Source organism: Streptomyces sp. NPDC088725 (assembly GCF_044751305.1).
Classification (GTDB): domain Bacteria; phylum Actinomycetota; class Actinomycetes; order Streptomycetales; family Streptomycetaceae; genus Streptomyces.
Genome location: NZ_JBIVLO010000002.1, coordinates 248,888 through 269,913, shown reverse-complemented (window position 1 = coordinate 269,913; position 21,026 = coordinate 248,888). Strand labels below are relative to the sequence as shown.

Here is a 21,026-nt window from a genome sequence, read left to right as displayed (position 1 = left end):
TGGCCCCCGGAAGGCCGCGTGGCAGTCTTGAGTCCTTGATCACCGGCGTCCGGCCTGTCTGACCGCCGACGTTTCGATCGCGGGAGGGCTCACCGTGGACCAGTTGGCACTGCTGATCGCGCTGTTGTTGGGAGCAGTGGTCACAGTCCCGCTCGGGACACGGCTCGGACTGCCCTCGCCGGTGCTGATGACGCTCCTGGGCATCGTGCTCGCGCTGCTGCCGTTCGTACCGAACGTCGAGGTGCCGCCGGAGTTCATCCTCCCGCTGCTGCTGCCCCCGCTGCTCTACGCCGCCGTGCAGCGCACCTCGTGGCGGCAGTTCGCGGCCAACCGCCGTCCCATCTTCCTGCTCGCGGTCGCGCTGGTCTTCGTGACGACCGCCGCGGTCGCCGCCGTCGCCAACTCCGTCGTCCCCGGACTGCCGATCGCCGCCGCCGTCGCCCTCGGAGCGCTCGTCGCCCCGCCCGACCCGGTGGCGGCGACCGCCGTCGCGGGCGCGCTCGGGCTGCCGCGCCGGCTGGTGTCGATCCTGGAGGGCGAGGGGCTGTTCAACGACGTCACGGCGATCGTGCTCTACCACGTGGCGATCGCCGCGGTCGTCAGCGGAACGTTCTCCTGGCCGCACGCGGCCGGACAGCTCGTGCTGTCCGCGGTGGTGGCCGTGGCGATAGGCCTCGCGCTCGGCTGGGTCACCAACAAGCTGATGACCCGGCTCGGGGACGCGACCCTGCAGATCGGCCTGACCCTGCTGGTCCCGTTCGTCAGCTACGTACTCGCGGAGGAACTGCACGGCTCCGGCGTGCTCGCGGTCCTCACCACGGCGCTCTTCCTCGCCGAGCACACCGCGGACGCGGACGACGTCATGGGACGGCTCGCGGGCAACGCCTTCTGGGAGATCGTCGACATGCTCGTCACCGGTGTCGCCTTCGGCCTCATCGGCCTTGAACTCCACAACGCCTTCGGCTCGGCCGGCGGCCGGCTCGACGAGATGATCGGCTGGGGCGCGGCCGTCGTGGTGGTCGTCGTCGGCGTACGCCTGCTGTATCTGCTCCCCGCCACCTGGCTCGCCAAGAAGATGCACAGGCTGCGCGACATCGAGGAGGAGATCCCGGTCAGCTGGCGCGAGACCGTGGTGATGTGGTGGGCCGGGATGCGCGGGGTGGCCTCGGTCGCGCTGGTGCTGGCCATCCCGCTCGAAACCGACAGCGGAGAGGCCTTCCCCGGCCGCGAGGAGATCATCTTCATCGCCTTCGCGGTCATCATCACCACCCTGGTCTTCCAGGGACTCACGCTGCCCTGGCTGGTGCGCAAGCTCGGTGTGCGGGCGGACGCGGGCGCGGAACGGGATCTGGAACACTCGCTCGCGGTCCGCGCGGCCAAGGCGGCGCGGCGCAGGCTCAAGGAGATCGAGGACGTCGAGGACCTGCCGGACGAGATCAGCGAGCGGCTGACGCGCGGGGCCTTCGACATCGGGGCGCGGATCAGCCCGTTCGTGGTGGACGAGGAGCGGCGCGACTGGTTCGCCAAGCGGACGGAACGGATCAAGACCCTCCAGCGCATCCAGCGGGAAATGATGTCGGCGGCCCGCCACGAGGTCCTGTCGGCCCGCAACGAGGCCGGCTCGGACCCGGAGGTGGTCGACCGGGTGCTGCGGCACCTGGACGTCCGCAGCATGCACTGACCCGGCAACCGGCAGGCTCCACCTGAGGTTGAGGATCGAAAACGCCTCGGGCCCGCGCGCAGTCGTCAGACGGCCTCCGAGGAGACCTCGGTGACACCCGCCGCCCGCGCGAGGCCGAGCCTGGTCTCGTCCTCGCTGCCGGGTTCCGTGGTGTAGATGACGATCTTGAGGTCGGCGTCGCTGTTGGCGAGTACGTCGCAGTTGACGGTGATCTCACCGGCCGTGGGGTGGTGGACGGTCTTGCGGTCCTCGGCGTGCGTGCCGACGGCACCCGCGTGCCACAGCGCGGCGAACCGTGCATTCCCTTCCAGCGTGCGGCGGATCAGCTCCGTCAGCCGCGGGTCGGCGGGGTACCGCGCGGACGCCTGGCGGAGGTCGGCGACGATCGCGCGGTCGGAGGCGTCAAGGTTCTCCGGCACGACGCGCCACAGGGAGACGCACCCGGGGCCCGCCGGGGTCGGGAAGCGTGAGCGTACGAGGCTCCGCTCGTCCGGCGCGATCGTCGCGGGGTCGCCGAGGAGCGCCGCCCAGCCGGCGTTCCACCACAGCAGTCGCCAGTCCGCGGCGAACACGCCCGCCGGGGCGTCGCCGAGCCCCTGGAGGACGCGCCGCATGCCGGGCGGGATGTGATCGCTGATCAGGCGGTCGTCGGGCGGGCGCAGACCGGCCAGCCGGTAGAGGTGGTCGCGCTCTTCGCGGTTCAGCCGCAGCGCCCGGGCGAGCGCGCCGGCGACCTGCGGCGACGGGGTGGTGGACCGGCCCTGCTCCAGACGTACGACGTAGTCGACCGACACCCCGGCCAGCTCGGCCAGTTCCTCGCGGCGCAGTCCTGCGGCCCGGCGTGTCCGGCCCGTGGGCAGTCCGACGGCCGCCGGGGTGAGCCGGTCGCGCCAGGAGCGGATCGTTACTCCGAGGCCCGTCTCGTCTGTGGTCATGCGATCCAGTGTGCGCCGGACACCGCGTCCGGGGGTGGTACTGCTTTTCCTACCGAAGAGCCATCTCTGGCTGTCGGCACGGGACGCGGTGACAGTGGATTCATGACTATTACCTTCATCACCGGAGCCAACAAGGGTCTCGGCCACGAGACCGCCCGCCGCCTCGCCGAACTGGGCCAGACCGTGATTCTCGGCGCTCGTGACCCCGAACGCGGTCAGGCGTCCGCCGACCGGATCGGCGCCCGCTTCGTCCGGATCGACGTCACCGACGACGCCTCCGTCGCCTCGGCAGCCGCCGACATCCGGAGCCGCGAAGGCCGTATCGACACCCTGATCAACAACGCCGGGGTCCTGGGAAGCGCCGCTCCCGCCGGCGAACTCACCGCGGCCGAGGCCGGCGAGGTCTTCCAGACCAATGTGGTCAGCATCGTCCGCGTCACGACGGCGTTCCTGCCCCTGCTGCGCACCTCGCCGAACCCGGCCGTGATCAACGTCAGCAGCGGTATGGGGTCGCAGGCCCTCACGCACGACCCGGAGCGGGTCGAGTCGCGGGTCGTCTCGCCGCTGTACACCGCGTCCAAGGCCGCGGTGACGATGCTCACCACCCAGTACGCGAAGGCGCTGCCGGATGTCCGCGTGAACGCCGCGGACCCCGGTTACACCGCCACCGACCTCAACGGCCACAGCGGCACCCAGACCGTGACCGAGGGGACCGACGCGATCGTCACCCTCGCGACGGAGAGTCCCGGCGCGGGCACCGGCCGCTTCATCGACCGGTTCGGCCCTGTTGCCTGGTGAGGGAGACCGCCGGGTGACGAGGTCGGCCGGTGAGGAGGCCGCCTGGTGAGGAGGCCGCCTGGTGAGGAGCGGGCCGCGCTCCGAAAGTCCTGATCAAGGGCTACGACCGGCCGCGCCCGGTGCGGAGCCTCTCGTTCTCGCGGGACTCCTCGACAGGCCCCGCGGCCCCGCTCACACCGTCACCGTCACTCTCGTCCTCGCCGTCCCGGGCCTCCGGGACCCGGGGCGGGGTCAGGGCGGGCGGGGCGCTCTGTTCGCCGCCGTCCGGACCCGACGTGGGTGCCGGGGCCGTCGAGACGCGCGGCAGCGCGTACGCGTGCTCCCGCGCCAGCCAGCCGATCACCTGCTCGCGCACGGTGCACCGCACCGTCCAGAGGTCGTCGGCGTCCTTCGCCGTGACGACCGCGCGTACCTCCATCGAGGTCGGTGTGCTGTCCGTGACGGCCAGGCTCCAGTCGCGGCCGTCCCAGGCCGAGCACTCCAGCAGGATCGCGTGCAGCTTCTCGCGCATCAGCCCGACCGGCGCCGCGTGATCCAGCTGGAAGAAGACGGATCCGGTCATCTGGACGCCACCGCGCGACCAGTTCTCGAAGGGCTTGCCGGTGAAGTACGACACCGGCATCGTGATGCGCCGCTCGTCCCAGGTCCGTACGGCGAGGAAGGTCAGCGTGACCTCCTCGACGACACCCCACTCGCCGTCCACCACGACCGTGTCGCCGATACGCACCATGTCGCCGAAGGCGATCTGGAAGCCGGCGAAGAGGTTGCCGAGCGTGGACTGCGCGGCCACACCGGCCACGATGCCGATGATGCCCGCCGAGGCCAGCATCGACGTGCCGAGCGTGCGCATGTCGGGGAAGGTGAGCAGGATCGCGGCGACGGCCACGACCACGACGACCGCGGTGACGATCCGCATCATCAGCGTCACCTGTGTACGGACCCGGCGTACCCGGGCGGCGTCGCGGGTCGTGTTCGCGTAGCGCGCGAACGACGACTCCACTGCGGCGGACACCATCCGGATCACCAGCCAGGCGCCGGCCGCGATCAGGATCAGGGAGAGCACCCGGCCGATCGTGACCTCGTGGTTCTCCAGGAACGGCCAGTCGACCGCGCGGAAGGACCCGCGCAGCAGCGCCGTGAGCAGAACCACCTGGAGCGGCAGCCGGCAGCGGCGCAGCAGTCCCCACAGCGGGGTCTCGTGGTGGCGGCCGTCCGCGCGGCGCAGCAGGATGTCGACGCCCCAGACGAGCAGCAGCGTCAGTAGCACAGAACCGCCGAACACGGACACTGGGCGCAGTACGTTCTCCATGGCTCCCTCGATCATCGGGTGGCTACGGCTGGCAAAATGGCGGGATGGACATCATCCTCTTCCACTCGATGTACGGTCTGCGCCCGGCCGTGCACGCGGGCGCGGACCGGCTGCGCGCCGCCGGGCACCACGTGCACGTTCCCGACCTCTTCGACGGACAAACCGCCGACAGCGTGGAGGAGGGCGTCGCGCTCAAGGACAAGATCGGCAAGGACGAACTGCTGCGCCGCGCGATCCTGGCCGCCGCGCCCCACTCCGAGCGCGGTCTGGTGTACGCGGGCTTCTCGATCGGCGGCTCCATCGCGCAGACCCTGGCGCTGGGCGACGCGAAGGCGCGCGGGCTGCTGCTGATGCACGGGACGTCCGACATCGCGGAGAACGCGTCCGTGGACGAGCTGCCCGTGCAGCTCCACGTGGCGGACCCCGACCCCTTCGAGTCGCACGACTGGCTCAGCGCCTGGTATCTGCGGATGGGGCAGGTGGGCGCGGACGTGGAGGTCTACGGCTACCAGGGGGCCGGGCATCTCTACACCGACCCGGAGCTGCCGGACTACGACGCGTCGGCCGCCGAGCAGACCTGGCGGACCGGGCTCGCCTTCATCGACTCGCTCTGAGCCCGACCCGTTGTGAGCCCGGCTTGCTCTGAGCCCGGCTCGCGCAAAACGTGAACTGCCCCCGCGCGTGGACCACGCGCGGGGGCAGTTCGGCGACGAGCAGGGAGTGCTGGGGGCTAACCCTTCAGCGCCGTGCTCAGCGCGGAGCTGAACTCGGCCACCGTCATGGGCGGGTTCTCGCTGCCCTGCGCGGTGAGTGTCTTGCCGTCCATCTTGAACGTGGGGGTGCCCTGGACGCCGCTCTTGTCGAAGGCGGCGGACATCTTCATGGCCCAGGCGTCGTACGTACCGTCCTTGACGGCCTTCTGGAACGCGGCGTTGCCCTTGAGCGCGGGCACCGAGTCGGCCACCTTGAAGAGGTAATCGTCCTTGGCGAACTTGTCGGCGCTCTCCTCGGGGTGGAACTGCGCCGAGTAGAGCGCGGACTTGTACTGGAGGAACGCCTCGGGGCTCACGTTGAGCGCGGCGCCCAGCGCGGAGAGGGCGTTCTTCGAGCCCGAGCCGTTGTCGGAGTTGTCGAGGAACGTGGCGCCGACGTACTGGAGCTTGAACGTGCCGGCGTCGAGGTCCTTCTGGACCGTGGGGCCGACCGTCTGCTCGAACTGGGCGCAGACCGGGCAGCGCGAGTCCTCGTACTCGACCAGCGTCTTCTTGGCGCTCGCCTTGCCGATGATCACGGTCGTGCCGTCCTGTCCCGAGGTGTTCTTCGGCGCCACGACGGTCGTCGCGTCCTTCGCCGCCTGCCACTCGGAGGGCTTGTTGGACTGGACGACGGCGTAGCTCACACCGCCGGCTATCGCGAGGACCACGACGGCCGCTCCCGCGACGGTGAACTGCCGGCGGACCTTGGCCTTCCGTACGTCGCGCTCGCGCTCCTCGCGCAGCCGCTCGCGGGCCGCGGCTTTGTTGGACTGGCTGTTGCGTGTGCTCATGGGGAAATCACTCCGGGTGGTGACGAGGAACGAAAAGGGGCCTGCCGGTGCCGGTGCTCAGACAGCGCTGAGAACCGGGAGCGGTGGCCCGCGCCGTCCTACGGAGTGCACGAGAAGGCGGGTGGGTGCCGGGCGGGGGCGGCCGAAGGGCAGCGCCGCGCGCCGTACGGCGCGGCGTACCGTCCCCGCGGCGGTGACCGCGAACAGCAGCGGGCGGAACGCCGAGGTGGCCACGGCCCGCACCAGGGCGGACAGCGCGGCCTCGCCGCGCCGCAGCCAGAGCGCAGCGAGCAGTCCGACCGAGACATGCGCGCCGAGCAACAGCCAGGGCAGCGCCGGGGCGGGGGAGTTGAGCAGGGCGGCCGCGCCGGACCCGGGGGAGCCGACTCCCGGCAGCGGTGTGCCGACGCCGCCCCCGCACAGGAAATCGAAGCCGACGGCGCGCAGCGATCCCGTGACGGGCCCGCCCGCCGGGCCGTAGCAGAGCCGCTGGCCGGTGGTGAAGACGGTGTCCGCGGCCAGTTCGAGCGGCACGAGGAAGGCGGCGATCCGCCAGAAGCCGCGCTCGCGGCCCGCCAGCGCGTAGGCGAGGGCGAACACCGCGACGCTGAGCGCGAGGACCACGCTCAGCGGCAGCGGGGACCGGGACAGCAGCACGTGCGAGCCCGCGGACAGCGTCACGACGAGCGCCGTGAAGAGTGCTGCCCGCGCCGCCCTGAGCCGCGTCCCGGATATGTCCATTATCGCCGAGTGTGCCATGCCGGCCCGTAAGAGGGTCTTAAGGACGGGGGCAGTACGCACGCTCGCACCCGGTACGTCCCCGGATGCGAGCGTGCGGAGTGCCATGGCTGAGCGCTTTGACCGAGCCGTTCGTACCGGAGTTAACCGAGCTGTCCGTTACGGAACAGGTCGACGAAGATCTGATGATCGGCGCGGGCCCGTGCCCCGTACGTGTGAGCGAAGTCGACCAGCAGTCCGCTGAAGCCCTCCTCGTCACCCGCGATGGCCGCGTCGATGGCGCGCTCCGTGGAGAACGGCACCAGGGAGTGACCGCTCTGCTCGTCCGCCGCCGCGTGCATCGTGGCCGTGGCCCTGCCGAGGTCCGCGACGACCGCCGCGATCTCCTCCGGGTCGTCCAGATCCGACCAGTCGAGATCTACCGCGTACGGCGAGATCTCCGCCACCAGCTGGCCGGCGCCGTCCAGCTCCGTCCAGCCGAGCCACGGGTCGGCGTGTGCCTGGAGCGCGCGCTGCGAGATGACCGTACGGTGGCCCTCGTGCTGGAAGTACTCCCGGACGGCGCGGTCCGTGATGTGCCGGGAGACCGCGGGGACCTGCGCCTGCTTCATGTAGATCACGACGTCGTTCTCCAGGGCGTCGCTGTTGCCCTCCAGCAGGATGTTGTACGAGGGGAGCCCGGCGGATCCGATGCCGATGCCGCGCCGGCCGACGACGTCCTTCACGCGGTAGGAGTCGGGGCGGGCCAGGCTGGACTCGGGCAGGGTCTCCAGATAGCCGTCGAACGCCGCCAGGATCTTGTAGCGGGTGGCCGCGTCCAGCTCGACCGAGCCGCCGCCCGGCTTGAAGCGCCGCTCCCACTCGCGGATCTCGGTCATCGAGTCCAGCAGGCCGAACCTGGTCAGCGAACGGGCCGAGCGCAGCGCGCCGAGCAGCGGGCCCTGGGCGGTGTCCAGGGTGAAGGGCGGCACCTCGTCGTTCTTCGCACCGGTGGCGAGCGCGTGGATCCGCTCGCGGTAGGCGCCCGCGTAGATCTCGACCAGCTCGGTGATCTGCTCGTCGCTGAGCGCCTTGGTGTAGCCGAGCAGGGCCAGGGAGGCGGCGAAACGCTTCAGGTCCCAGGTGAACGGGCCGATGTAGGCCTCGTCGAAGTCGTTGACGTTGAAGATCAGCCGGCCGTTCGCGTCCATGTACGTGCCGAAGTTCTCCGCGTGCAGATCGCCGTGGATCCACACCCGCTCCGTACGCTCGTCGAGGAACGGGCCACCCGCTCTCGACCCGGCGCGGTCCTGCTCCAGGTCGCGGTAGAACAGGCACGCGGTACCGCGGTAGAAGGCGAAGGCCGAGGCGGCCATCTTCCGGAACTTCACCTGGAACGCGGCCGGATCAGCCGCGAGGAGCTGACCGAACGCGGTGTCGAAAACGGCGAGGATCTCCTCGCCGCGCTGCTCGTCAGCTGCTTCAACGGGTCGCGGGAGCGACATCGCTGGGTGCCTCCTGGGCCTTGGGTCGGGACGTTGATCTGCGCGTCGGGCGCCTCCGCGGGAGCAGGCGCGCCTCGTCATGAGCAACGCGTGGTCCCGCGCGTGAGTGCCCGCCGACTGTCGGTGGGGAGTCGTAGACTTCCACGCTGTCCCCACCAACACCGCAGGGGGCCACCCGTCCGCCCTTTCCGTCCGCTGGAGTCCCCGCCGTGGCCAAGCCGCCGTTCACGCACCTGCACGTTCACACCCAGTACTCGCTGCTGGACGGTGCCGCGCGGCTCGGCGACATGTTCAACGCCTGCAAGGACATGGGCATGTCGCACATCGCGATGACGGACCACGGCAACCTGCACGGGGCGTACGACTTCTTCCATCAGGCGAAGAAGGCGGGGGTGACGCCGATCATCGGGATCGAGGCGTATGTGGCGCCGGAGTCGCGCCGCAACAAGCGCAAGATCCAGTGGGGCCAGCCGCACCAGAAGCGCGACGACGTCTCCGGTTCCGGCGGATACACGCACAAGACGATCTGGGCGTCGAACGAGACGGGGCTGCACAACATCTTCCGGCTGTCCTCCGACGCGTACGCGGAGGGCTGGCTGACGAAGTGGCCCCGGATGGACAAGGAGACCATCGCCAAGTGGTCGGAGGGCCTGATCGCCTCCACCGGCTGCCCCTCGGGCGAGGTGCAGACCCGGCTGCGGCTCGGCCAGTTCGACGAGGCGCTGAAGGCGGCCTCCGAGTACCAGGACATCTTCGGCAAGGGGAAGTACTTCCTGGAGCTGATGGACCACGGCATCGAGATCGAGCGCCGGGTCCGTGACGGGCTGCTGGAGATCGGCAGGAAGCTCGACATCCCGCCGCTGGTCACCAACGACTCGCACTACACGTACGCACACGAGGCCTCGGCCCACGACGCGCTCCTGTGCATCCAGACCGGCAAGAACCTCTCGGACCCGGACCGCTTCCGCTTCGACGGCACCGGCTACTACCTCAAGTCCACCGACGAGATGTACGCGGTGGACTCCTCCGACGCCTGGCAGCAGGGCTGCGCCAACACGCTGCTGGTCGCCGAGCAGATCAGCACCGAGGGCATGTTCCAGGAGCGGAACCTGATGCCCAGGTTCGACGTGCCCGACGGCTTCACCGAGGTGACCTGGTTCCGCGAGGAGACCATGCGCGGCATGGCCCGCCGCTTCCCGAACGGCATCCCGGACGACCGGCTCAAGCAGGTCGAGTACGAGATGGGCATCATCATCGAGATGGGCTTCCCCGGGTACTTCCTGGTGGTCGCCGACTTCATCATGTGGGCCAAGAACAACGGCATCGCGGTCGGCCCGGGCCGTGGTTCCGCGGCCGGTTCGATCGTCTCGTACGCGATGGGCATCACCGACCTCGACCCGATCGAGCACGGCCTGATCTTCGAGCGGTTCCTCAACCCCGAGCGCATCTCGATGCCCGACGTCGACATCGACTTCGACGAACGCCGGCGTGGCGAGGTCATCAGGTACGTGACGGAGAAGTACGGCGCCGACAAGGTCGCCATGATCGGCACGTACGGCAAGATCAAGGCCAAGAACGCGATCAAGGACTCCGCGCGGGTGCTCGGCTACCCGTACGCGATGGGCGACCGCCTCACGAAGGCCATGCCCGCGGACGTCCTCGGCAAGGGCATCGACCTCAACGGCATCACCGACCCGAAGCACCCGCGCTACAGCGAGGCGGGCGAGATCCGGGGGATGTACGAGAACGAGCCGGACGTCAAGAAGGTCATCGACACCGCGAAGGGCGTCGAGGGCCTGGTGCGTCAGATGGGCGTGCACGCGGCCGGCGTGATCATGTCCAGCGAGACGATCACCGACCATGTCCCGGTCTGGGTTCGGCACTCCGACAATGTGACGATCACGCAGTGGGACTATCCGAGTTGTGAATCGCTCGGCCTGCTGAAGATGGACTTCCTCGGGCTGCGCAACCTCACGATCATGGACGACGCCGTCAAGATGGTGAAGAGCAACAAGGGCATCGACCTCGAACTGCTCTCGCTGCCGCTGGACGACCCGAAGACGTACGAACTGCTCTGCCGCGGTGACACGCTCGGCGTCTTCCAGTTCGACGGCGGGCCGATGCGTTCGCTGCTGCGGCTGATGAAGCCCGACAACTTCGAGGACATTTCCGCCGTCTCGGCCCTGTACCGGCCTGGCCCGATGGGCATGAACTCGCACACGAACTACGCGCTGCGCAAGAACGGCCAGCAGGAGATCACGCCGATCCACCCGGAGCTGGAGGAGCCTCTGAGGGAGGTCCTCGGCCTCACCCACGGCCTGATCGTGTACCAGGAGCAGGTGCAGAAGGCCGCCCAGATCATCGCCGGGTACTCCCTGGGCGAGGCCGACATCCTCCGCCGCGTGATGGGCAAGAAGAAGGCCGACGAGCTGGCGAAGAACTTCGTCCTCTTCCAGGCGGGCGCCAAGAAGAACGGCTACTCGGACGAGGCGATCCAGGCCCTGTGGGACGTCCTGGTGCCGTTCGCCGGCTACGCGTTCAACAAGGCGCACTCCTCCGCGTACGGCCTGGTCACGTACTGGACGGCGTACCTCAAGGCGAACTACCCCGCCGAGTACATGGCGGCGCTGCTGACGTCGGTCAAGGACGACAAGGACAAGTCGGCGGTTTATCTCAACGAGTGCCGGCGTATGGGCATCAAGGTGCTGCCGCCCAGCGTGAACGAGTCGCAGCCGAACTTCGCCGCGCAGGGCAGTGATGTGATCCTCTTCGGCCTGACGGCGGTCAGGAACGTCGGGACGAACGTCGTGGACTCGATCATCCGCTGCCGCAAGTCCAAGGGGAAATACGCCACGTTCCCCGATTTCCTCGACAAGGTCGAGGCGGTCGTCTGCAACAAGCGGACGGTGGAATCGCTCATCAAGGCCGGCGCCTTCGACGAGATGGGCCACACCCGCAAGGGCCTGGTCGCGCACCACGAACCGATGATCGACAACGTGGTCGCGGTCAAGCGCAAGGAGGCCGAGGGGCAGTTCGACCTCTTCGGCGGCATGGGCGAGGAGGAGACCTCGGAGCCGGGCTTCGGTCTGGATGTCGAGTTCTCCGACATCGAGTGGGAGAAGTCGTATCTGCTCGCGCAGGAGCGGGAGATGCTCGGCCTGTACGTCTCCGACCACCCTCTCTTCGGCATCGAACACGTGCTGTCCGACAAGTCCGACGCGGCGATCTCGCAGCTCACGGCCGGTGAGCACGCGGACGGGGCGGTGGTCACCATCGGCGGCATCATCTCCGGGCTCCAGCGCAAGATGACCAAGCAGGGCAACGCGTGGGCCATCGCGACCGTGGAGGACCTCGCGGGCTCCATCGAGTGCATGTTCTTCCCCGCCACGTATCAGCTGGTCTCCACGCAGCTGGTCGAGGACACCGTCGTCTTCGTCAAGGGGCGGCTCGACAAGCGCGAGGACGTCCCGCGGCTGGTGGCGATGGAGCTGGCCGTGCCGGACCTGTCGTCCTCCGGTACCAACGCGCCCGTCACCATCACCATCCCCACGGTGAAGGTCACGCCCCCGATGGTCGCCAGGCTCGGCGAGATCCTGGGTCACCACCGGGGCAACTCCGAGGTCCGGATCAAGCTCCAGGGTGCCCGCAAGACGACGGTGCTCCGGCTCGACCGGCACCGCGTCCAGCCCGATCCCGCCCTGTTCGGGGACCTGAAGGTGCTGCTCGGGCCGTCCTGCCTGGCCGGATAGGGATCACCGCGGAATCACGCGCCTGAGGGGCACACCCGTACGACCGGGTGTGCCCCTCACGCGCGTGCGCGCACAAGCGGCTCAGTTGTGGCCGAAGCGCTTCTGCTTGCCCTTGTGGGGGATTTCCGAAGACGAGCCGATCCTCGACTCCACCTGCTCCGCACGGTCCTCCGCCGACGAGGACTTCGCGTCCTCGTTACCGCGCGCGGAACTCGAACGGTCCGGCTGATGACCGCGATCTCGGTTCTTGTTCTTGGCCATGGTGCTGCCTCCTGTGAGGGTCTCGGGGCCAGGGCCGCGTTCAGACTCACATACCGAACATACCTCCGCATTTTGGATCATTGCCGTGTGTAGTGGTGCCTTGTCACGGGGCCGGCGGGCGATACGCCACGCCGATGATCGAGTTCCGGACGTCAACCCTGTTTCGGTCGGGCAGACTCGAAGCAAACCCCGCAGTAACTACCGAACTTCCGATCCCGAGGTTCCCGAAAGAGGGTGGAACACGTGGACCGCTGCGTCGTCCTGGTGGACGCCGGCTATCTGCTGGGCGCCGCCGCGAGTCTCCTCGCCGGAGAACCGGCCCGCTCCCGCATCACCGTCGACCACGCCGCCCTCATCCAGGGCCTGCGCGAACGGGCGGAAGCCGATACGGAACAGCCGCTGTTGCGTATCTACTGGTTCGACGGCGCGCCCGACCGCGTCCCCCAGCCGGAGCACCGGCGGCTGCGCGTCATGTCACGTGTCACGGTCAGGCTCGGCGCGCTGACCCGCAGTGACGGCCGCTGGGCGCAGAAGGGCGTCGACGCGGCCATGCACGCCGAGCTGACCGAACTGGCCAGAAACCGCGCCTGCTCGGACATCGTCCTGGTGACCGGCGACGGCGACCTGCTGCCCGGCCTGATGTCCGCCAAGGAGCACGGCGTCGCCGTACACCTCTGGGCCGTACAGGCCGCCGACGGCGACTACAACCAGTCGGAGGACCTGGTCGCGGAGGCCGACGAGCGCCGGGTGCTCGACCGGGCCTGGATCACCAAGGCCGTACGCGCCAAGGACCTCGGCGGCGGCTGCCCGCCGCCTCCCGTGCCGCGTCCCGAGATCACCGCGATCCTCTCCGCGCCGCTGCCGGATTCCGCGCTGGCCGCGTCCGCGGACCGCGCGGCCGAGTCACAGGCCACCGTCGTACGCAACGGCTCCGCGGCCCCGCCCGCGCAGCACGGCCCGGAGACCGAAGCCGCCCCTGCGGCCGGCAAGGGCGTCCCGACGCCCAAGGACCTGGCGGGCCTGCGCGGTCCCGGCACCCCGGCCCCGGCCCCGCAGCCGGTGGGCCCGGGGCAGAGCCAGCCGGGCGCGACACTCCGCTGGTCCTCCGACAAGGGCTGGGTCGAACGTCCCGGCGGCGGCGCGGTCGGCGAACCGCCCGAGACCGCCTCGCTCCCCACCCTGGCCCAGCTCACCAGCGCCGAGCAGCGCTGGGCCGACCGGGAGGAGGACATCACGACGGTCGGCGGTGACCCTTTCGAGGTAGGGCAGGTCTTCGCCCGCCGCTGGATGGAACGGCTCCCGGAGGCGGGCCACGTCCAGAAGCTGTCCGTGATGTACCCGCGCATCCCGCACCGCATCGACGGTGAGCTGCTGCGCTACGCGGCACGCTTCGGCCTGCTCGCGCACAAGGACGACCAGATCGACGAGCACGACCGGTACGCGATCCGGGCGGGATTCTGGCGCGAGATCGACGTCAGGGCTGCGGCCGAGCACGGAGCGATGCCCCCCGAAAAAGGGCATCCCGGTCCGACCACGTAGGGTCGTATCTCGTGAGTACGGTGTGCGTGGTGCGCGATCTGGTCAAGACGTACCCCGCCGCGCGCGGCGGGCGCGGCGCCCCGGGGACACCGGAGGTGCGCGCCACGGACGGTGTCTCCCTCGACGTGCGGGGCGGCGAGATCTTCGGCCTGCTCGGGCCCAACGGCGCGGGCAAGTCCACCCTCGTGCGGCAGCTCACCGGCCTGATGCGCCCCGATTCCGGCAGCGTCGAACTCCTCGGACACGATCTGGTGCGCCATCCGGAGCGCGCCTCCCGGCTCATCGGCTACCTCGGCCAGGAGTCCACCGCGCTCGACGAGCTGACCGTCTCGCTCGCCGCGGAGACCACCGGCAGGCTGCGCGGTCTCACCGCCCGGGCCGCGCGCGCCGAGCGTGACGCCGTCCTCGCGGAGCTGGGCCTCACCGAGATCGCCGGGCGCCCCCTGAAGAAGCTGTCCGGCGGGCAGCGACGGCTGGCCTGCTTCGCCTCGGCGCTGGTGGGGGAGCGGCCCGTACTGGTCCTGGACGAGCCCACCACCGGCATGGACCCCGTCGCCCGGCGCGCTGTGTGGGCGGCCGTGGACCGCAGGCGCGCCGAGCACGGCGTGACCGTCCTGCTCGTCACCCACAACGTCATCGAGGCCGAGACCGTCCTCGACCGCGTCGCCGTGCTGGAACGCGGCAAGGTCATCGCCTGCGACACCCCCTCCGGGCTCAAGGAGCAGATCGCGGGCGAGGTCAGGGTCGAGCTGGTGTGGCGCGAGCGCGCCCCGCTCGACGTGCCCGAGGTCGCGGCCCTGCGTCCCAGCGCCCAGGAGTCCGGCCGCCGCTGGGTGCTCAGGCTCGCCCCCGAGGAGGCGCGGGCGGCCGTCGCGGCCGTGACGGGCGGCGCCGCCTTCGCCGCGCTGGACGACTTCTCGCTGGCGACGCCGAGCCTGGAGGACGTCTACCTGGCGCTCGGCGGCCGGACGAGCGGCCCGAAGGGGCTGGTGAAAGCGTGAACGGCGGTACGGGTACGGGGGCGCGTCCCGCGCCCCCGCCGGCCGTGACAGGCTGGACCGCCGTCTCCCGCGCGTCCGTCGCGCGGACGCGCACCGTACCGACCGTACGGGAGCAGATCATGTGGACCGCAGCGAACAGGAGCAGCGCCGGGTGACCATCGTGCCTGCGGAGGCCGTGTCCGGGACCAGCAGAGTCCGGACGGCCCGCGAGACTCCCACCGGGGCGTCCCCGGACGCGCCGGAGCCCGCGCCTCTCGCGCCCCGGGCGAGGCTGCTGCCGTCGCTCGCCGCCGTGTACCGGGCGCAGTTGTCCAGGGCCCGGGTCGCCCGGATCCCGCTGCTGTTCGTGGCGACCTTCCAGTCCGTCGGGATCATGATCCTGATGCGGGGCGTGGTGGATGGCGGGAACGAGGCCAGGGCGGTCGTCGCCGGGTCCAGCGTGCTGGTCGTCGCGTTCGTGGCGCTCAACCTGCTCGCGCAGTACTTCGGCCAGTTGCGGGCCGGCGGCGGCCTCGACCACTACGCGACGCTGCCGGTGCCGCCCGCCTCGGTGGTGCTCGGCGCCGCGGGCGCGTACGCCTCCTTCACGGTGCCGGGCACGGCGGTCACGGCGGTGGCGGGCAGCGTGCTCTTCCAGCTGCCGCTGACACATCTGTGGGTGCTGATCGCGGTGATCCCGCTGGCCGGAGCGGCGCTGGCCGGTCTCGGCGCGGCGCTGGGCCTGCTCGCGCCCCGCCAGGAACTGGCCACGCTGCTCGGCCAGCTCGGCATGTCGGCGGCGCTGCTGCTCGGCGTCCTTCCCGCGGACCGGCTGCCGGAGCCGATCGGGTGGGCGCGCGACCTGCTGCCGTCCACATACGGCGTCGAGGCGCTCGCCCGTACGTTCGACGCACATCCCGACTGGGCCGCCGTCGCGGTCGACCTGGGCGTCTGTGCGGCCGTCGGCGTCGCCTCGCTGGCCGTCGCCACCTGGGCGTACCGCCGGGCGGCGGTCCGGTGAGGCGGCTCGCGGGCCCGCCTGGCACGATGGCGGGGTGACCGCACCCCTGACGCCGCCGCACCAACCGCCGTCCGACCAGAACCCCTGGCAGACGCCCCCGGGGGGCTCGTCGCCGTACTCCGGTTCCGGGTCCGGACCGTATTCCGGCTCCCGGCCCGGCGCCGACACGGGCCCCGGCAGGAACACCGAGCTGCGCCAGGCCCTGGTGGTGCTGCTGGCCGTCACCGTGTCCGGCGTGGTGCTGGGGCTGCTGTGGCTGTGGCTGGCGCCGCGCATCCCGCTGGTCTCCGACTCGTCCGCGGTCTTCCTGAAGGACACGGAAGGTGAGGAGGCGATCGGCGCGGACGGCACGTTCGTCCTGCTCGCGCTCGCCTTCGGGCTGGTCAGCGCGGCGGCGGTGTTCCTGTTCCGCAGGCGCGGCGGGGTCCCGCTGGTGCTGGGTCTTGCGATCGGCGGACTGCTGGGTTCGGTCCTGGCCTGGAAGCTCGGCGGCTGGCTCGGCCCGACGAGCGACGTGGTGGCGCACGCGAAGGCGGTCGGCAAGGGCGTCACCTTCGACGCGCCGCTGCAACTGAACATGAAGGGCGCGCTGCTGGCCTGGCCGGTCGCGGCGATGGTGGTCCACCTGGCCCTGACAGGCCTGTTCGGCCCGCGCGACCCGGAGCCCGGGCACGGGGACCAGGCAGCGCCGTACGCCGGGCAGCAGCCCTGGGGCGCACCGGAGAAGTAAGCCGCGCGCGGACCGGTGTCAGGGCCGGGCGACCGGTGCGACGGTCGCCGCCGTGAGCGCGGCCAGGTCGTCCGGGGACAGCTCGACCTCCAGGCCGCGGCGGCCGGCCGAGACACAGATGGTCGCATGGGCCCGCGCCGAGGCGTCCAGCACCGTACGCAGCCGTTTGCGCTGCCCCAGCGGCGAGATGCCGCCCCGTACGTACCCCGTCGTGCGCTCGGCCGCCGCCGGGTCCGCCATCGCCGCGCGCTTGCCGCCGACCGCAGCAGCCAGGGCCTTGAGGTCCAGGGAGCCCGCCACCGGGACGACCGCGACCGTCAGCTCGCCGTCCACGTCCGCGACCAGGGTCTTGAAGACCCGGTCCGGGGACACGCCGAGCGCCTGCGCGGCCTCCTCGCCGTAGGACGGGGAGGCGGGGTCGTGCTCGTACGCGTGCAGGGTGTACGGAGTACCCGCCTGCGTCAGGGCCACGGTCGCGGGCGTGCCGCCGGACTGCTGCTTCTTGGACTTCTTCGCCATGACCGCTGGAGTCTGTCCTTCTCGTCGGTGGCGGCCGCCGTCGGCGTGCGGCTCAGTTGGGGCTGTTCGGCTCGTGCGTCAGCTCCACCATGGGCACCGACGGGAGGTGGCGGATGACCGCCGTCTCCGAGCGCAGCAGCTTCAGCTCCTGCCGCAGGCGCGCCGCCGCGTCCGGGGCTTCGAGGAGGCGCTGCTTGGACGCGGTGTCCAGGATCGCCGCCGCGGCGACCAGATACGAGACGACGGACGGTTCGTCAGGCAGGTCGGCCGGCGCGGACAGCGAGCGTTCGCGCGCCCCCGCCAGCCGCTTCTGGTAACCGCGGAAGGCCCGCAGGACTACCTCGGCCAGGGAACCGGCCTCCTCGCCCGTCTCCTCGGGCAGCTCTTCCAGCTCCGCCGTCAGATACGGGCCGCTCGTGTCCACGGACAGCAGCCGGACACGGGTGGTGCCGGTGGCCACCACCTCGAAGCTGCCGTCCTGGCGCTCGCGGATCGTCGCCGCGTCGGCGACGCAGCCCACGGGGTGGAACGCCGCCAGCGGCTCCGCGCCGAAGCCGGCGGCGGGGCCGCGGTCGGCGAGGGCCGTCCGGTCCGGCATCCCGGGTGCCGAGGCCGCGACCTCGTGCCCGTCGCGGATGGCGACCACGGCGAAGCGCCGCGGCTCCGAGTCGTCCGTCTTCAGCAGTTCGCGCATCATGGCGCGATACCGCTCTTCGAACACGTTCAGGGGCAGGACGAGGCCGGGAAACAGCACCGCGTTCAGCGGGAAGAGGGGCAGGCGTGCGGTGGTCACAGCGGCTGGGTCCTGTCCGGTCGATCTTGTCCGGGTCCGGCAAGGGTCGGCCGGACAGGGCCTAAGCGTAATGGCCGCGGGCGCGTCTCCGGTCGGCCCGTACGCGCAAAGGCATCGCGGAGGCCACCTGGAGCCGTACACCGTCCCGTGTTTCGAGGAACTGACCGAGCGGATCGTCCGCGAAAGAGGTCCAGGGGAACGAGCTGGCGTACGGGCCGATCAGCCGGAACTGTTCCAGCGCCGCGCCCCAACGCCCGCGCCTCACCAGCACGCAGGCCAGCAGATTGCGCACCTCGGAAGCCCAGGGGTCCCCGGCCTCGTACCGCGCGGAGACCGCGACGGCGAGATCGGCCGCCCGGTCGATCCGGTCCGCCTGTACGGGGGTGGGCTCGCCGCTCAGCAGCTGGGTGAACGCGGCACGCAGCGGCAGCGTCTGCACCAGCGACCCGGGCAGCGCGTCCTGCGCGGCCTGCTCGGCGAAGTCGAAGCATTCGCGGTGCGACCCGTACCAGTGGGCGGAGAGGTACTGGAGAGCGGCCACATGGCAGCCGTAGTGGTGCGAGGAGCGCCGTACGGCCTGCTCCCACAGCGATTCGAAGGCCGTGTGCGTGGCGTGCGTACCCCGCGCGTGGTCCAGTGCGATGCGCCAGGGCACCGGATCACGCGGATCGGCCTCGGCCGCCGCGTCGATCAGCGGTCCCGTCTCGCGCAGCCGTTCGGCGCGGGCCGGTGACTCCCACGCCCTGCGGACGGCCAGTTCGGCCTTGACGACGAGCGCGTCCGGGTCGCGGGGAGCGGCGCGCAGCCAGTCGGTGAGCCAGGTGTCACGGCCGTGTGCGAAGGCGGCGAGCCTCGTCACATAACGGTCACGGTTCTCCCACTCGGCCGCGCCCCGGGTGGTGGCGAGCAGCTTGGCCGCGGGCTCGTACCCGCCGTGAGCGGCGGAGACCAGTGCGGGGCCGAGCTGTTCGTCAGGGGCGTCGAGCAGCACGGCGTCGTCCGGCGACAGCCCCGCGGCGAGCTGCGGGGTGTGCAGGACCATACGCGCGGTGCTGATCAGGGCACGAAGCAAAGACATGGTGCGGACCATTGAAAACCGCAGGTCGCGCCCGCGCCAGAGGACAGCTGTGAAGCTTTCGTACGGGAGGAAAGGTTGTTCTGCCCGGAGTCAAGGGAACGTAAAGAAAGCGAGTTGGCCGCGATGCCGGCCGCGGCGCGGGAGCCGTCAGCTGCGCCGCAGGAGACGTGAGGCGCCTGCCGCGACGGTCGTGGCGAGGATCCAGCCGAGCGCGATCAGCGCCGCCGCGCCCCACTGCCAGCCGCCTTCGAGCCGCCAGTAGCCGTCCTGGCCCAGATCGATCACCGGTACCAGCAGGTCCAGGGCGTAGAGCGAGGGGTTCCACGCCGGATGGTCGGGCTGGAGCGCGGGCGGCGCGTAGCGGGAGAAGGCGATCGCGCCCGCCGCCCACAACACGGCCATCCACAGCGCCGCGCGGCCCGGACGGTAGCCGTACGCCACCGTCCAGTCCTGGAGGTACCCCCATGCCTTGCCCGCGAGCGGCAGCGTCTCGCGCCGGCGGCGCTGCTTGGCGAGCAGCACCTCGCGCGCGTCCGCGTCCTCGCCGCTGTTGCGGAGCACCTGCGCCAGGCGCTCGTACGGCTCCGGCGCGTACTCCGGCGTCGCCGCCGTCACCCACTCCAGCCGCCGGTCGAGCGGGAAGAGCCCGTACGGGACGAGGTTCTCGTACAGGAAACCGCCCATCGCCAGACCGCCGGGCCCCGGCCAGCTGGTCGACATGTCGACCAGCGTGACGATCTTCGCGCCGCTCAGCACGACCCGGCCCTCCTCCGGACGCTCGCACCGGAAGCGCAGCTCGGGCGCGACGATGCGGCGCAGCGACAGCTCGTCCTCCGGCCCCATCAGGAACCGCGCCTGCCCGAGGTCGACCGCGTCACCGAACCGGCCGTCGTCCAGCCGGACCCCGCCGTGACACTCGAAGGGCTCCTCCCGGGTGCCGAAGGCGGGCGTCGCCACGTACCCGACGCCGAACGGGGGCGTGGACCCGGGCACGCCGGTGTCCTCGCTGACCCACGCGCTCGTCATGTAGAGCGTTCGCTCCACCGTCAGCTGCGGCGCGTTGAGCGCCCGTCGCGCGCCCGGTGTGCCGTGCAGCCTGCTGCCGCGCAGGCTCAGCGACACACCGATTTTCGCGCCGCGCAGACTCACCTCGCCGTATGTCTCGATCTGATCGGCCTGGAAGTCCTGGCCGACGGACAGTCCGTCCGCGGTGATGGCCCGGCCGAGCCGGTCCGCACCCACATGGAGCTGGTTGATCATCAGATCTGTCCCGATCTGCGCGTCCGTCAGCCGGATGCCGTGCTTCACCCGGCAGCGCGGCAGGTGCAGATCGCCTTCCGTGCGCAGCCGGGCCGCCTCCAGCCGCGGCAGCGCGCAGCCCACCAGCCGGAGCGTGGTGAAGTGCGCCTCGGGCAGCACCACTTCGTTCTCGAAGCGGCAGTGGTTCAGCTCCACGTACGGCGCGACATTCCCGCCCGCGAGGGTGAGCGTCCCGCTGATCTGCACACCCCTGAGCTTGAGCGCCGCGACCCGGCCCGGCAGCGCCGGCGGCCCGTCCAGCAGCAGCAGGGCGACCACACGCGCGCGAACGCTGCGATCCGGACTCCAGGGACGGGCCGAAAAAGGATCGTTTTGGAGGAGATCCGGGGTGGACAGGTCGTACGTACTGCCATTGCGAAATGCCTGCCACATCCCCAGCTCCGCCGAGCTGAGCCAATCGGGAGTATCGATTTCCTGCGGCTCGGTCACGGCCGCCCTCCGCTTCCCCGTGGTTCTGTCCGTCATGTACGTACCCGATGTACGCAGATCACGTACCTCGGGTCATCCGTACAGACGGTTCTCAGGACTTGTCTTCCCGCTCAGTG

The 21,026-nt window shown here is 70.8% G+C and carries 18 protein-coding genes; 8 read left to right on the top strand and 10 right to left on the bottom strand.

Annotation, left to right across the window (positions count from 1 at the left end; all coding sequences use genetic code 11):
- Positions 1–94 precede the first annotated feature (94 nt).
- Positions 95–1,681 carry a Na+/H+ antiporter gene (locus ACIP6N_RS05100; RefSeq protein ID WP_401812983.1) on the top strand — a complete coding sequence of 529 codons (1,587 nt, stop codon included), beginning with the start codon at positions 95–97 and terminating at the stop codon, positions 1,679–1,681.
- Between the two features lie 65 nt (positions 1,682–1,746).
- Here ACIP6N_RS05100 and ACIP6N_RS05095 read toward each other — a convergent pair whose 3' ends face one another.
- Positions 1,747–2,616: a helix-turn-helix transcriptional regulator gene (locus ACIP6N_RS05095; RefSeq protein WP_401812981.1), complete on the bottom strand. Its 870-nt coding sequence runs from the start codon at positions 2,614–2,616 to the stop codon at positions 1,747–1,749.
- Positions 2,617–2,718: 102 nt separating this feature from the next.
- Between ACIP6N_RS05095 and ACIP6N_RS05090 the strand changes: the two genes are divergently transcribed.
- Positions 2,719–3,414 carry an SDR family NAD(P)-dependent oxidoreductase gene (locus tag ACIP6N_RS05090; protein WP_401812979.1) on the top strand — a complete coding sequence of 232 codons (696 nt, stop codon included), beginning with the start codon at positions 2,719–2,721 and terminating at the stop codon, positions 3,412–3,414.
- A 100-nt stretch (positions 3,415–3,514) separates the two neighbouring features.
- Here ACIP6N_RS05090 and ACIP6N_RS05085 read toward each other — a convergent pair whose 3' ends face one another.
- Positions 3,515–4,723, bottom strand: coding sequence for a mechanosensitive ion channel family protein (locus ACIP6N_RS05085; protein ID WP_401812978.1), 1,209 nt, complete (start codon positions 4,721–4,723; stop codon positions 3,515–3,517).
- A 44-nt stretch (positions 4,724–4,767) separates the two neighbouring features.
- Between ACIP6N_RS05085 and ACIP6N_RS05080 the strand changes: the two genes are divergently transcribed.
- Positions 4,768–5,337: a dienelactone hydrolase family protein gene (locus ACIP6N_RS05080; protein WP_401812977.1), complete on the top strand. Its 570-nt coding sequence runs from the start codon at positions 4,768–4,770 to the stop codon at positions 5,335–5,337.
- A gap of 116 nt (positions 5,338–5,453) precedes the next feature.
- Here ACIP6N_RS05080 and ACIP6N_RS05075 read toward each other — a convergent pair whose 3' ends face one another.
- The 3 genes from ACIP6N_RS05075 to ACIP6N_RS05065 form a co-directional block, all read right to left on the bottom strand.
- Positions 5,454–6,269: a DsbA family protein gene (locus ACIP6N_RS05075; protein WP_401812975.1), complete on the bottom strand. Its 816-nt coding sequence runs from the start codon at positions 6,267–6,269 to the stop codon at positions 5,454–5,456.
- Between the two features lie 57 nt (positions 6,270–6,326).
- Positions 6,327–7,010, bottom strand: coding sequence for a hypothetical protein (locus tag ACIP6N_RS05070; RefSeq protein ID WP_401812974.1), 684 nt, complete (start codon positions 7,008–7,010; stop codon positions 6,327–6,329).
- 140 nt (positions 7,011–7,150) lie between these two features.
- Entirely contained in the window at positions 7,151–8,491 is a 1,341-nt protein-coding gene (locus ACIP6N_RS05065) for a DUF2252 domain-containing protein (RefSeq protein ID WP_401812973.1), read from the bottom strand.
- A 209-nt stretch (positions 8,492–8,700) separates the two neighbouring features.
- On the opposite strand from ACIP6N_RS05065, the gene dnaE reads away from it, so the two are divergent.
- Positions 8,701–12,240: a DNA polymerase III subunit alpha gene (gene dnaE, locus ACIP6N_RS05060; protein WP_401812972.1), complete on the top strand. Its 3,540-nt coding sequence runs from the start codon at positions 8,701–8,703 to the stop codon at positions 12,238–12,240.
- Between the two features lie 81 nt (positions 12,241–12,321).
- Here dnaE and ACIP6N_RS05055 read toward each other — a convergent pair whose 3' ends face one another.
- Positions 12,322–12,501 carry a hypothetical protein gene (locus ACIP6N_RS05055; RefSeq protein ID WP_401812971.1) on the bottom strand — a complete coding sequence of 60 codons (180 nt, stop codon included), beginning with the start codon at positions 12,499–12,501 and terminating at the stop codon, positions 12,322–12,324.
- 234 nt (positions 12,502–12,735) lie between these two features.
- Here ACIP6N_RS05055 and ACIP6N_RS05050 point away from each other — a divergent pair, with 234 nt between their 5' ends.
- From ACIP6N_RS05050 to ACIP6N_RS05035, 4 genes are all read left to right on the top strand, one after another.
- Entirely contained in the window at positions 12,736–14,040 is a 1,305-nt protein-coding gene (locus ACIP6N_RS05050) for an NYN domain-containing protein (RefSeq protein WP_401812970.1), read from the top strand.
- Between the two features lie 20 nt (positions 14,041–14,060).
- Positions 14,061–15,041 carry an ABC transporter ATP-binding protein gene (locus ACIP6N_RS05045; protein WP_401813495.1) on the top strand — a complete coding sequence of 327 codons (981 nt, stop codon included), beginning with the start codon at positions 14,061–14,063 and terminating at the stop codon, positions 15,039–15,041.
- 151 nt (positions 15,042–15,192) lie between these two features.
- Positions 15,193–16,041 (top strand): ABC transporter permease, encoded by an 849-nt coding sequence (locus ACIP6N_RS05040; protein ID WP_401813494.1) that lies wholly within the window; start codon positions 15,193–15,195, stop codon positions 16,039–16,041.
- 34 nt (positions 16,042–16,075) lie between these two features.
- Positions 16,076–16,771 carry a DUF2567 domain-containing protein gene (locus ACIP6N_RS05035; protein WP_401812969.1) on the top strand — a complete coding sequence of 232 codons (696 nt, stop codon included), beginning with the start codon at positions 16,076–16,078 and terminating at the stop codon, positions 16,769–16,771.
- Positions 16,772–16,789: 18 nt separating this feature from the next.
- On the opposite strand, the gene ybaK is transcribed toward ACIP6N_RS05035, so the two are convergent.
- From ybaK to ACIP6N_RS05015, 4 genes are all read right to left on the bottom strand, one after another.
- Positions 16,790–17,290, bottom strand: a complete 501-nt coding sequence (ybaK, locus tag ACIP6N_RS05030) for a Cys-tRNA(Pro) deacylase (protein WP_401812967.1) — start codon at positions 17,288–17,290, stop codon at positions 16,790–16,792.
- A 52-nt stretch (positions 17,291–17,342) separates the two neighbouring features.
- Positions 17,343–18,083 carry an LON peptidase substrate-binding domain-containing protein gene (locus ACIP6N_RS05025; RefSeq protein ID WP_401812966.1) on the bottom strand — a complete coding sequence of 247 codons (741 nt, stop codon included), beginning with the start codon at positions 18,081–18,083 and terminating at the stop codon, positions 17,343–17,345.
- A 61-nt stretch (positions 18,084–18,144) separates the two neighbouring features.
- A complete protein-coding gene (locus ACIP6N_RS05020) occupies positions 18,145–19,173 on the bottom strand; it encodes a hypothetical protein (RefSeq protein ID WP_401812965.1) in 1,029 nt (342 codons plus the stop codon).
- 135 nt (positions 19,174–19,308) lie between these two features.
- Complete coding sequence (locus tag ACIP6N_RS05015) at positions 19,309–20,910, bottom strand: oxidoreductase (protein ID WP_401812963.1); 1,602 nt, start codon at positions 20,908–20,910, stop codon at positions 19,309–19,311.
- Positions 20,911–21,026: the final 116 nt, after the last annotated feature.

Coding starts and splice junctions, on each gene's coding strand:
- ACIP6N_RS05095 (WP_401812981.1), bottom strand. CDS start 2,616: ATGACCACAGACGAGACGGGCCTCGGAGTAACGATCCGCTCCTGGCGC.
- ACIP6N_RS05090 (WP_401812979.1), top strand. CDS start 2,719: ATGACTATTACCTTCATCACCGGAGCCAACAAGGGTCTCGGCCACGAG.
- ACIP6N_RS05085 (WP_401812978.1), bottom strand. CDS start 4,723: ATGGAGAACGTACTGCGCCCAGTGTCCGTGTTCGGCGGTTCTGTGCTA.
- ACIP6N_RS05080 (WP_401812977.1), top strand. CDS start 4,768: ATGGACATCATCCTCTTCCACTCGATGTACGGTCTGCGCCCGGCCGTG.
- ACIP6N_RS05075 (WP_401812975.1), bottom strand. CDS start 6,269: ATGAGCACACGCAACAGCCAGTCCAACAAAGCCGCGGCCCGCGAGCGG.
- ACIP6N_RS05070 (WP_401812974.1), bottom strand. CDS start 7,010: ATGGACATATCCGGGACGCGGCTCAGGGCGGCGCGGGCAGCACTCTTC.
- ACIP6N_RS05065 (WP_401812973.1), bottom strand. CDS start 8,491: ATGTCGCTCCCGCGACCCGTTGAAGCAGCTGACGAGCAGCGCGGCGAG.
- ACIP6N_RS05055 (WP_401812971.1), bottom strand. CDS start 12,501: ATGGCCAAGAACAAGAACCGAGATCGCGGTCATCAGCCGGACCGTTCG.
- ybaK (WP_401812967.1), bottom strand. CDS start 17,290: ATGGCGAAGAAGTCCAAGAAGCAGCAGTCCGGCGGCACGCCCGCGACC.
- ACIP6N_RS05020 (WP_401812965.1), bottom strand. CDS start 19,173: ATGGTCCGCACCATGTCTTTGCTTCGTGCCCTGATCAGCACCGCGCGT.